The 12,164-nt window shown below is 49.0% G+C and carries 10 protein-coding genes and 1 rRNA gene; 9 read left to right on the forward strand and 2 right to left on the reverse strand.

What is annotated here, in order from left to right; translation table 11 throughout:
- Together C9I98_RS12310 and C9I98_RS12315 are read right to left on the reverse strand one after the other, a co-directional pair.
- Positions 1 to 205 (reverse strand): 16S ribosomal RNA (locus tag C9I98_RS12310); the annotation flags it as partial.
- Positions 206 to 645: 440 nt separating this feature from the next.
- A complete protein-coding gene (locus C9I98_RS12315) occupies positions 646 to 1,560 on the reverse strand; it encodes a glycosyltransferase family 2 protein (RefSeq protein ID WP_051902364.1) in 915 nt (304 codons plus the stop codon).
- 111 nt (positions 1,561 to 1,671) lie between these two features.
- On the opposite strand from C9I98_RS12315, the gene C9I98_RS12320 reads away from it, so the two are divergent.
- The 9 genes from C9I98_RS12320 to C9I98_RS12360 all read left to right on the forward strand — a co-directional run bounded on the left by C9I98_RS12320 (position 1,672) and on the right by C9I98_RS12360 (position 12,122).
- A complete protein-coding gene (locus C9I98_RS12320; RefSeq protein WP_036825193.1) occupies positions 1,672 to 2,811 on the forward strand; it encodes a glycosyltransferase in 1,140 nt (379 codons plus the stop codon).
- A complete protein-coding gene (locus C9I98_RS12325; protein ID WP_051902362.1) occupies positions 2,808 to 4,193 on the forward strand; it encodes a lipopolysaccharide biosynthesis protein in 1,386 nt (461 codons plus the stop codon). The genes C9I98_RS12320 and C9I98_RS12325 overlap by 4 nt, the downstream gene beginning before the upstream one ends.
- Before the next feature lie 5 nt (positions 4,194 to 4,198).
- Positions 4,199 to 5,530, forward strand: a complete 1,332-nt coding sequence (locus tag C9I98_RS12330; RefSeq protein WP_107272034.1) for an O-antigen ligase family protein — start codon at positions 4,199 to 4,201, stop codon at positions 5,528 to 5,530.
- Entirely contained in the window at positions 5,514 to 6,209 is a 696-nt protein-coding gene (locus C9I98_RS27030) for an acyltransferase (protein ID WP_036827993.1), read from the forward strand. Before C9I98_RS12330 ends, C9I98_RS27030 begins: the two co-directional genes overlap by 17 nt.
- A gap of 1 nt (position 6,210) precedes the next feature.
- Complete coding sequence (locus tag C9I98_RS12340) at positions 6,211 to 7,338, forward strand: glycosyltransferase family protein (RefSeq protein WP_036827991.1); 1,128 nt, start codon at positions 6,211 to 6,213, stop codon at positions 7,336 to 7,338.
- 107 nt (positions 7,339 to 7,445) lie between these two features.
- Complete coding sequence (locus C9I98_RS12345; RefSeq protein ID WP_107272035.1) at positions 7,446 to 7,787, forward strand: hypothetical protein; 342 nt, start codon at positions 7,446 to 7,448, stop codon at positions 7,785 to 7,787.
- Complete coding sequence (locus tag C9I98_RS12350) at positions 7,784 to 9,226, forward strand: GumC family protein (RefSeq protein WP_036825605.1); 1,443 nt, start codon at positions 7,784 to 7,786, stop codon at positions 9,224 to 9,226. Before C9I98_RS12345 ends, C9I98_RS12350 begins: the two co-directional genes overlap by 4 nt.
- Positions 9,223 to 10,299, forward strand: a complete 1,077-nt coding sequence (locus tag C9I98_RS12355; protein ID WP_107272036.1) for a glycosyltransferase — start codon at positions 9,223 to 9,225, stop codon at positions 10,297 to 10,299. The genes C9I98_RS12350 and C9I98_RS12355 overlap by 4 nt, the downstream gene beginning before the upstream one ends.
- A gap of 11 nt (positions 10,300 to 10,310) precedes the next feature.
- Positions 10,311 to 12,122, forward strand: a complete 1,812-nt coding sequence (locus C9I98_RS12360) for a sugar transferase (protein WP_036831056.1) — start codon at positions 10,311 to 10,313, stop codon at positions 12,120 to 12,122.
- The last annotated feature ends 42 nt before the right edge of the window (positions 12,123 to 12,164 follow it).

Below are 12,164 nucleotides of genomic sequence, written 5' to 3' on the forward strand. Positions count from 1 at the left end.
TGCTCCGAAGAGATTATGCGGTATTAGCTATCGTTTCCAATAGTTATCCCCCACATCAGGGCATATTCCCAGGCATTACTCACCCGTCCGCCGCTCGCCGCCCACCAACGCACCCGAAGGATTGTTGCTGTCGCTGCCGCTCGACTTGCATGTGTTAGGCCTGCCGCCAGCGTTCAATCTGAGCCATGATCAAACTCTTCAATTAAAGTTTTGTTGGTCTCTCGACCGGCTCAATGAATACTGTTAATCCATTACCGAAGTAATGAATGAATTGACTGTGCCGAATCTTGCGATTCGATTTGGTCACTCAGTTTCATTGATAAATCTTTTGACTATCATTTCACGAGTGCCCACACAGATTGCATGGTCAAATTGTTAAAGAACAAATTATTCAACTATTTAATTACCGCTTAGCGAGGCAATCCATCGTTGAACAGGGCAGCCATTCTATCCAAACAAACTCTCGTGTCAAACACTTTTAAAATTTATTTTTTCAGGCTTTCCTTTACCGATTAGATACTGGCTTTCAAATGCCGTTCTCCGTGTCGGTGATGCGGCATTATAGGGATGAGATATTTATTGGCAAGCTTAAAATTAAAAAAAAATGGCAAGCGAACAAAAAGCAAACAAAACATAAAAACTGGTTTATTTAAACGACAAAACATTCAGCACGTCACGCCCTACGGCCTTAAACCTACGCATCTCGGGCTGAAAACAAAGCACCAGTAATTCTTGGAATATCGAATAGCGGTACTCTTTGAGTATCCGGTTGTATTCCGCCTTTCCTGTTACCCAGCGTAAGTATCCAAATAGCAAAGCCGATGGAAACACCCTCAAACTAGATTGATGGCGATCCAAAATACACTTCATGGCCGCAAGTCGCTTATATTGGTCACGGCTGATCGCCCCCGACCTATCCGTTATATAGTGACACAACGATAGATTAACGACTCCAACACTGCCAAGCTTGGCAACTTTGAGCCACAAGTCCCAATCTGAAGCTGATTTCAATGTTGGATCAAAGCCTCCAACAGCGAGTAAGGTTTGCTTCTTTACTATTACGGTACTTGTACCTATTACATTTTCTGCAAAGAGCTGTGGCGTTAAGTTAGGAAAAACAGTTACCGGCCCATCGTTCAATTGCTTTCGAAAGCGGGGCCAGTAATCGAAGCAACCAATGATTTGCTTTCCAGCTTCAGTCGTATGCATGTAATCAGTAAAACTACAAACGACATCAGGGCAATGCCGGTGGATCTCTAATTGCTGGGCTAATTTGTTGTCCAGCCAATAGTCATCAGCATCAAGAAACGCTATTAACTCATGTGAGCATTGTTCAATTCCCAAATTTCTTGCCCGGGAAGCACCAGCGCGTTCCGAATGCAGCAAGGTAATATCAGGCTGGTCAAGCAACCACTCCACTGAGCCATCTGTCGATCCATCGTCAACCACAATAATCTCCACATCAACCTCCTGAGCACGAATACTGTTTATCGCTCGAGGCAGCGTCGGCAGACAGTTGTAGTTTGGCAGCACAACACTTACTTCTATCTCTGCTCGCATCACATTCACCTTATCTTTCCGATGTAGCGTTAAGTGAATGCAATCCACACGCCAATACGTGTTGGCATCAATATTGGATAACAAGAATACCTACGCAATGAGGATGGAGCCATGAAGAAGATAGGCTATGTGATTCCGGTATTTCCCACGTTATCTGAAACATTTGTGGGGGTTGAAATGAGGGCAATGGCATCATTGGGTCACTCCGTTCAACCTTATGCATTTAGCTCTGGTCAGCACTTTCAATCTGCAGATCGCGAATTAAAACAGCAATGCCGTTATATCTCGACGTCCCCGGCCTATCCACTAAGGGGAGTGTTGAAAACTTATCGGTGCCATTCATTCATCAAGCAACAGCAAGGCTTCTCCTACCTATCACTGCTTCGGCAAGGGCTACAGTTGGCTTATTGGGCTAAACAAGATAATTGCCAACATCTTCATGCCCACTTTGCATGGCATAGCACGGCAACAGCCATCGTGGCTGCAAAGCTACTCAATATCCCGGTCTCCTTCGTTGGTCATGGCGCAGATATTTATGCCTCACCGCAAGATATCGAGAGCAAACTAAAAGCCGCTGATTTCATTTGCGCGGTGACCCAGGAAATGCAAAATGAACTTCAGAGTGCAACGGAGCGTCCTGTTTTGCATATTCCTTGCGGGATTGAAGCAAAAAAATACCCGCCACTTCCGACCCAATGGCATCCCCAAAAAGACTTTTTATTTATCGGGCGACTGGTTGAAAAAAAGGGCCTCGACACATTATTCAAAGCATTTAGCCACCTTCCTTTAGGGACCGAACTTGATATCGTCGGTGACGGACCTCTACGCAATACTTTGGAGCAACAAGTCCACCAGCTCGCCCTCCAGAACACCATTCACTTTCTTGGGGGTAAGGATGCCGCTTGGTATCAGCAACATGCCCAAAACTATAAAGCCCTTGTTGCCCCCTTCACTATTGCACCTAATGGCGATAAAGACACAGGCCCACTGGTCGTTAAAGAAGCAATGGCTTTGGGGCTTCCCGTCATTACCAGCACGCTTGCCGGCTGCAATGAAATCCTTGACCACCACTGCGGGCGGCAAGTCCCCATGGATGATCCAGAAGCCCTCTTTCATACCATGGCGTCTCACCTAAAACGATCTGTGTCATCACTGGAAAAACAAAGGCAAAGTGCCTTTCAACGCGTCACAACGACATTTGCAGCCACGACGATCGCTAAACAACTATCGAAGCAAGTGGAGGCATTATGACACCAGCATTAACCATGGGGATCTATGCCGTCGGCTTAATTGGCAGCAAGCTTATCGCCTTGGGGTTACAGCCCCTCGTAGCCCAATGGCTTGGCACAGAGCAATTTGGCCGATTGGATGTCTTAGTCACGCTCAGTTGTTTACTGACACTACTCATGACATTTGGGATCAGTGATGCCATCTATCGCTTTGCCCACGACCAACCAAAGCAAGACAGCTTGATTGGCAACGCACTCGCGCTCCTTGTTGTTATTGCAGGTTTGCTCACCCTTGCCGGGCAGCTAGCGGTACCCTGGTTACAGCAAACCCTACCGGGCGAGCCGCCAACATTTGCAATACGCTGCCTACTCATCACCCTATTTCTCAATACACTGTGCTGTGTCCCTTTCGCTATTCTTAGGCTGAAAAACAAAGCCAAACAATTTGTCACAGCCCAACTTGCCTTTGCCATCACCCAAGGAGGGGGCATTGTTTTGCTGGCGCCCAGTCACGGGGTTAATGGCATCATTGCAGCAGGACTTATTGCCCAAGCCATACAAATCCTCATTTTATGGCGATACTTCCCACGCCTCCAACTAGGCAGTACGTTATTACTTCTTCGCTATGGCCGGGCAATCACGTTCGCGGGCGTGCTCAGCTTCGTGGTACTAGGAGCGGAAAGGTGGGCAATTGCACACAGCCTTGGGCTTGACTTGCTTGCCCCCTACGCCGTAGCCATACAATGGGCTATTGCGGCAAGCTTATTACTCGAACCATTTGGGCTCTGGTGGTACCCAAAACGTTTTGCCCTAATCGACACAGCGGAAAACCGCAAGCAAGCCGCAACCATCAGTGTCATCGGCTGCCAGTTAAGTTGTTTGGTTACTGCAGGGATCATCACCATCGGCTCGCGATTTTTATTATGGTGGCTGCCCGAAGATTTTCATCCTAGTGCCGGCTTACTGCCACTGCTCGGTGTCATGGTCATGGTTAAACATGCGACGACCTTGCTTAACATCGGTTGTTACCACCGTAAAGATGGCCATAGCATCATGGCAATCGGCATAGTCAGCGCGATAACTGCGGCGGGGATTTTGCTCTTTGTCCTTCCCCAATACGGCCTCTATGCTTTTATCGGTGCCGGAATTGGATTGCAACTGCTAAGGCTTGGCCTGTTTTATTTCTGGAGCCAATACTACCTTAAGCTGCCCTACCCTTTATCCAGGCTTGCTGTTAGTTATAGCCTCATCATCCTGCTACTCATCGCCCACTACCACGCATCGGTTATCTACGAGCTAAGCTGCATCTTGCTACTTATCACCCAAGTCAGCTGGCCTTGGGTAACTCGAAAGCTCAGCATTCTTCGCCCAAAGCCACTCGATAGCTCATTAAGATCAGGTTGAAGCGTATGAAGAAGCAAAACCAATGGCTGCTAGCCCTAACCAGTTGTGGATTAGTCTTCTTTTTCTGGATGACCCAGGGAAGCTTAGTACTGCTGGTTAGCTTGCTATTCGCTTTGCCTTTCATCATTAACCAAGCCTTTCTTGTCTGTGTGGGTTTTATTATTTTTTCCTATTTCAGGATCCATGAAGCCTTTCCGCTATTGATGCCACTGAAAATTCCCCAACTATTAGCCCTTGCCAGTTTGGCAGGACTTGGCTGGCAGCTATGGCTAAATAGGGAATCAATTAGCTGGCACCGATTGCAAACCCTGCTTCTACTATTTAGCTGCTGGGTACTCATATCTTGCTTATTTGCCAGCAACCGCAGCGAAGCCTTTGCCAGTTTTAATGGTAACTTTATTAAAATCTTCATCATGGTTTTTGCGATCAGTTGGTTGCCGCAACGATTGCCACAACTCAAAATCATTCCTTCCCTCTTAATACTCAGCGGATTATTAATTGGTGGTTTGGCTCTCTACAACAAAGCTAACGGCATTGGGCTTGTTGAGGGAACCCGGGTCACAATCAGCCGAGATATTGGCTCCATGTTAGGCGATCCCAACGATTTGGCATTGGTGCTTCAATTCCCGGTGTCCTTTGCCATGGCCTATTGCTTCTACGGCCCTAAATGGCAACGAATTCTCGCCCTGCTTTCACTGCTCGTCATGATAATGAGCGTACTTGCTACCCAAAGCCGCGGTGGCCTTCTTGGGATAGCCTGCGTGTTTTTTGCCATGACGCTACTCAAAAGCCGCTCAATCATATTACCGAGCATCATTAGCGGTATCGGACTTGCCGCCTTGGTGCTACTGGCAGGGATCAGTGACCGCAGCTCGGGCGGTGCAGCTGAGTCAGGTATTGACGAGTCGGCAATGGGACGAATTTATGCCTGGCAAGCCGCAATCAATATGGCAGTCAGTAACCCCTTCACCGGTGTCGGCCTCAATAACTTTTACTACAACTACTATTTTTACTCTCCGCACTGGGATGGAAAAAACCATGCTGTTCACAGCACTTGGCTACAAATCACAGCCGAGGCGGGGTTTGCCGGATTGGTACTGTTTCTGCTTATGGTTATAGGTGCTCTGCGAGTGAGCTTTTCATTACTGAAAAGACTAGAAAAACATGAGATGCAGCCGCTGGCACAAGGCTTATGGCTTGGCATGCTCTCATTCTGCGTCAGTGGCACTTTTCTTACTCAGGGAACAACTTGGCCTCTGTATATATTAATTGGACTGTTGTTGGCACTGGATCGGCTAACCGTAAACCAGGAGAGAACATATGCGCGCATTGGTTAAAGAGCACCTTCCGGCGAATCAGCTTGCCCGCCTTAAAACATACTGGCAACACCTTCGCGGTAGCTACCTTCCCTGCATACCAATCATTCATAAAAGCTTGTACCACTTACATCTGGCAGGAAAGCAAAGCCTGCATTGCATATTGCAAAAAACCTACTTCACGCCCATGTTCATCTCCCGGCTATCAACTCGTCCACGCCAGCTGCACCTAGATTGCGGAATGCCGCAAATCCTTGGCCAGCTTGACATACAACTAGGCGAAGCCTGCCGTCTATCTGGTATTGCCACTTATTGCGGCCGAGTTTGGGGGGGAGCCACACCACAACTGATTGTTGGCAATAATGTGGATATTGGCTGGCAAAACACCATAGCCGTTGGGCGGACAATACGGCTCGACGACAATGTAAGGCTCGCCGGGAAAGTTTTTCTGGCTGGTTTTCCCGGCCACCCGTTAGACCCGCTTGCCCGAGCTGCTGGCGAACCTGATACCGAGCAGCAAGTGGGTGATATTCACCTTTGCCGTAATGTTTGGCTAGGGACGGGCGTCATGGTCATGGCTGGCGTCACCATTGGTGAAGGCAGCGTGATTGCAGCAGGGAGTGTGGTCACCAAAGATATTCCTGTCGGTGTTTTAGCCGGCGGCAACCCGGCCAAAGTCATCAAGCAATTGGAGTATTGATATGGAATTTCTTGTTTTTGGTGAAGACTGGGGGCGCCATCCATCCAGCAGCCAACATATACTTCAGGTTATAAGCCAAGACTATGACGTTCATTGGATCAACTCCATCGGGTTACGCCAACCCAAAATTGCACTTCGCGATCTGAAGCGAATTTGGGAAAAAATACGTGCGAGGGCAACACCGCCCCGACAAGTCACGCCAGCGAATACCACTCCCCCAGCAACCATTATCAAGCCGCTGGTATGGCCAATGGCACAGCATGCAATATTAAAAGCACTCAACAATTACTTATTGCAAAAGCAGCTAACAGAAAAAAAATACCGGCGTGTTGTTTGGGCTGCACTACCGAGTGCGATTGACTACCTTGATATCTGCAACAGCGACTTGGTGATCTACTACTGCGGTGATGACTTCTCTGCGCTTGCCGGCGTTGATCATCAATATGCCGAGATGGCCGAACAACGCCTGGCCGAGAGGGCCGATATCATCTTGGCTTGCAGTCCAGCGCTGCAACGCAAGTTTCCTAAAAATAAAACATTCTTGCTGCCGCATGGGGTTCATTTATCGCATTTTGCAAAACCGGCGATCGCGCCTAGTGATATAAACTTATCCCGCCCAAGCATTGGGTTCTACGGCAGCTTGAATAACTGGCTTGACCAAGCGCTGATTGTTAGCCTTGCTCACGAGCGCCCAGGAATCGATTTCTATTTTATCGGACGCCAAGATACTGATATTTCATCACTTCATAAACTCGACAACATCCACATTCTGCCAGTCAAACCCCACCACCAGCTAGCTGGTTATTTACAGCATTGGACGGTGGCTATTCTACCGTTTATCGATAACGACCAAATACGCGCATGCAACCCGCTGAAACTAAGGGAGTATATTGCTGCTGGGTGTCCGGTGATCAGCAGTGACTTTCCAGCGGCCAAGCCATATCGCTCAGTATTAACGACTGCCACCAGCAAAACGCAATGGCTTGCTGCTATTGACCACTATTGCCAATGGTCCCCATCAAAAAGGCAAAACCACTCTCATCAAGCTCAAGCGATGGTACTCAACGAAAGTTGGGAGAACCGTTCATCCCAAGTTATTGAGATAATAAAAGAAAAGATGCACAGCTGATGCTATGTCGAATTTTACAGGCACAAGATCACCACTTCCCCAACTTTGGGCATTCATCTTGCTTCCTATACAGGAGGAACCAGAAGTCCAATCTATGAGGGGGAAAAATGACAAGGACACTAACAATGCTCGGTTGCTTGCTGTTGTGGGGGTGCGCCTCACAACAACAAGCGACATCCCTCACCCTGTTCTTTAGCCCAGAGCAAGTCTCTCTTAATGCCGATCAGCAGCGTAAAATCGTCGACTTCCTTAACCAACATCCGTACCACCAGCTGGTTGCCCAAGTTGCCCCCGCCGAACTGGATAATCCGTTCGAAGCACTCATGCAGGGGCAGAAACGCATTCAAGCGGTAAACAAAGTAACAACCAGCCAAAATATTCCGATTCATCTGGAATATGCGCCGGAGCAAACCGCTGATACCCTCATTCTTAAAAGGCAGTCGCCATGAGACATCGCCTCTTTGCCAAGCTTTACCCACTCCTGCAAGCACTGTGGAACCACCGTTACCTGCTGCTGCTTCCCATGCTCATCATGCCTCTGCTCATGACGGCTGGCGGTGCGGTAAAAGCCAAGCGCTACTACGCCCAAACGACGATTTTGGTTCAGGAAGCAGCGATGCTAAACCCGTTTCTTGAAGATTTATCCATCTCGATGAACCTAAAAAAACGTATCAAGGCACTGAGAGTACTGTTACATAGCCAATTCGTTCTGGAACAGGTTGTGCTCGACCTTGGGTTAACCCCAGTCGGCAACCGAAGCCAAATTAACGCCGTTGTTAACAACCTCAGCAGCAACTTAACCGTCAACCTTATAGGCAACGATCTGGTCCAGTTGGGACTTAAATGGCATGAGCCAGAAGAAATGCCAGCAATCCTCAACAAACTATCGGCACTTTTTCTCGATAAGCTTCGTGCACCCGGCCGTGCATCCATTGATGGATCAGAGCAATTTCTCCGGCAACAACTCGAAGCCACCCTCTTTGATCTTGAGAAAGCGGAAGCCGCATTGGCCACCTTTAAGGCGGATAACGCCGGCAACCTGCCCCAACTGCAAGGTAGCCGAATTCAAACCGACGCCCAAATTAATACCCTGATTCAGGAAACTAGGCTCAAGCTGCTCAATGCGCAAGCCAAGCGGGATAACTTCTATGGTCGCCTTGCCAGTACCAATCCGGTTGTTGGTATGCTTGAAGCGGAAATCGTCAAAGCAGAAGCTGAATTGACGATGCTCCGCGCCAGCTATACCGACCGCCACTCATCCGTTAAGGCTGTACTAAGAAGGCTAAACCGGCTTAAGCAAGAACGTGTAAAACTGGTTGATCAGCAGCAATCCCTCAGCGCCCAGGAGGTCGGCCAGCTATGGCAGCGCGTTGCGAGCAATACCCAGCAACTGGACTCGCCAAGCCAACCAATTTTGATCAGCCAATTTGAACAACTACAGCAAGCAGAGAACCAAATTCAATCATTTGAAGGTGAGCTCAAATTGCTTGAAACCCAAGCCAGCCGACTGCAAGAAAAACGTGCTGAGTTTGCCCAGCTTGAGAAAGAGCTCACCATCTTGCAACGTAACTATGATGTCAAAGCGAAGATATACAACCAGCTACTTGAACGCTATGAGATGGCCAAAGTAACGGGTCAACTAGGACGATTTGAAGAGCCCGATAAGCTCAAGATCATCTCCCGCCCCAATACACCAACCCAACCTCTCAATTGGCCATGGTGGCTCAATTTTGCCATGGGGATCGGCGCCGGGCTTGGCCTTGGGCTTTCCCTTGTCTGCGCAGTGCAACTGCTCGACACCCGGTTATACCAAACACGGCAAATCGTTCGCCTCACCAACGCACCAGTATTAATCCGAGTGCCTAATTTTTCCGAGGAGATATCATGAAAACCACAACATTACAGGTTGTCCAACATCTCAGCCCAGGTGGAATAGAACGACTGGTACTCAATCTGGTTCGCTTTGCCGATCCAAATAACCAAGTATACGTTGTCGCTTTAGAAGGCGAGCAAAAACAAGCCATTAAACAATGGCCTGAACTGGCTCCCTTCCAGGGGCAATTGTATTTCCTCAATAAACCCGCAGGCCGCGATCTGAAAACAATCTTCAAGTTGCGACGGCTTATCCAAACCCTACAAGCTAACATCATCCACTCCCACCATCTGGGGCCATTGCTATATAGCCGAATCGCTTGCTTGGGAATAAACAATATTGCCCATATCCAAACCGAGCATGACAGTTGGCACCTTGATGATCCAAAGCAACAGCTCCTAACCCGGGGGCTGCTTACTGGTAGTAACATCAAATTGGTTGCCGATGCCCCCCGCATCGCCGATCAACTCAAAGCAAAAGGGATCCATGCCGATCAAACCATCATCAACGGGATCGACACCCACCACTTTTCGCCTGGCAAAATCCACACGGCCCGGCAGCAGCTTAAACTTCCGAGCAACGGGCCGATCATTGGTTGCGCGGGCCGCCTCGTGCACGAAAAAGGGATCGATACCCTGCTCGAGGCATTGGCCAAAATGCCGGAGTGCTACCAACTGGCTATTGCAGGGCAAGGTTCAAAGCAAGCCGAATTGCAAAAGCTAGCACAGCGCCTTGGCCTCGCCGGCAGGGTTCACTGGCTTGGCTACTGCGGTAACATGCTGAACTTCTATCATGCGATTGATGTTCTTTGCATGCCTTCCAGGCAGGAAGGGCTTCCACTCGCACTACTCGAGGCACAGGCCTGCGGCAAGACCGTTGTTGCGACCCATGTTGGCGGGATCCCCGATTTAATCTGCCCGCAAAGCGGACAATTGATCCCTCCCGAGCAACCAACACTACTTGCCCAAGCATTGTTAGATAAGTTGAGCCAAGCCCACCATTATTGCCAACAAACCGTGGAATACATTCGTAAAACGGCCGATGTTCGCATCATGGCGGCATCTTATGAATCGCTGGCCAAACAGTAGGGAGATCGATCATGAGCACCAGTTGGACTGTATATATCATCCTGACATTTGTGATCATCTATCACCATGTTATCTATACCGGGATCATGCTGTGGCTTGGAAAGCGCTCCCAACCAGCATCAAAGCAAGATAATAAAACTGAGCCCCACACCACCTCACCCAAGCATCTTCCTTCGGTAGCCATTCTTATCCCGGCGCACAATGAGGAAGACTTTATCGAGGATAAGCTTTCCAACCTACTGATGCTTGACTACCCACCAGCCCAGCTATCGGTATGGATATGCTGTGATGGCTGCAGTGACAAGACCGCTGAAATCATACAAACATGGAAAGAAAAATTTACCCAAGCTGGTATCCGGCTAGAGTGTAAGGTGGAGTCCGAGAACTTGGGTAAAGTCGTCCGGATCAACCAGCTGCTGGGCCAAGTGCAGGGAAGCGTCGATCTGATCGCCATGTCTGATGTCTCCGCCCTGTTGTCGATCGATGCCCTGCTCCAAGCGACTAGTAGTTTTCGCGATCCGACCATAGGAGCCTTGACCTGCAACTACCTACTCGCAGAAGCAACTGCCGGCGAGCGGCAATACTGGCAGTTGCAAAATACAATCCGGCAAACAGAGTCGCATCTGGGCAGTGTCATGGGGGGCAATGGCGCCTTTTATATCGTTCGCGCTCCGCTATTTTCACGCCTGCCCGAAGACACAATCAACGATGACTTCATTCAAACCATGCTGGTGATCAAGCAAGGCTATCAAGTACAGTTCAACCACTTTATCAATAGCGTCGAACTCTCTCCTTCCAGCGAGCAGATCACCTACCAGCGCCGGCAACGCATTGGCGCGGGCAACCTCCAGCAGTTGATCCGCTGCCGCTTCGTCTTCCGCCATTCGCATAGCGGGGCCCGCTGGCTGTTTGCTTCGGGTAAAGCCCTAAGAACCCTGATGCCCTTCATTCTGGTGAGTTATTTCCTGCTATCACTGTCCCTATCCATCCAGGGTTCAACGGCGGCAATTGTACTGACAGCACTGCAGATACTCGGTTATCTACTTTCAGCTCTGCCGCTTATTGGTATTAAAAATAAGCTCATTAACAAGCTGCATTATTTTGTCAGCGGCTATGTGGCCTCTTTAGTTGGAATGGTGCGCTTTTTACTGGGCCACTTTCAAGATGGTTGGCGCCACATACCGCCCGTCTCTAGCTACCAGGCCCAATCAACCCAGCTACTAAAGCGCGGTAGTGATCTCCTCCTTTCCGTAACCGGCCTACTCATCACCCTACCGCTATGGCCGCTCATCGCCCTCTTGATTAAGCTAGATTCCCCCGGGCCTGTTTTTTATCGCCAAATGCGGGTAGGTAAAATTTGCGAGCAACATGTCGAGTTGTTTGAGGTCATCAAGTTTCGGTCGATGTCAGCCAATGCAGAATCAAACTCTGGGGCTGCATGGGCCCTGAAAAATGACCCAAGGATCACTGGTATTGGCCACTTTCTCAGAGCCACGCGCCTTGATGAGCTGCCGCAATTTATCAATGTACTAAAGGGGGATATGTCCTTGATCGGGCCGCGGCCTGAACGACCTGAGTTTTGCGGTCGTTTGCAAAATGCATTGCCTTTCTACTTAGAGCGTACGGCCGGGTTAAAACCTGGGTTAACCGGGTTGGCGCAGGTCAACCAAGGCTACGATAACAACTTGGACGATGTAAAAAACAAAATCGGCTGGGATCACGCTTATGCACTGGCTTTAAGCTCACCATTGCAATGGCTAAAAATGGATATCGCCATTATCTTCAAAACAATTTACATCATGGTAAGAAAGCGCGGGCAATAGTTGGCATAGGGCTTGTATAAGTTAATAGACACACTACTCATT

This window comes from Photobacterium sanctipauli (genome assembly GCF_003026495.1).
In the GTDB taxonomy this organism is placed as follows: domain Bacteria; phylum Pseudomonadota; class Gammaproteobacteria; order Enterobacterales; family Vibrionaceae; genus Photobacterium; species Photobacterium sanctipauli.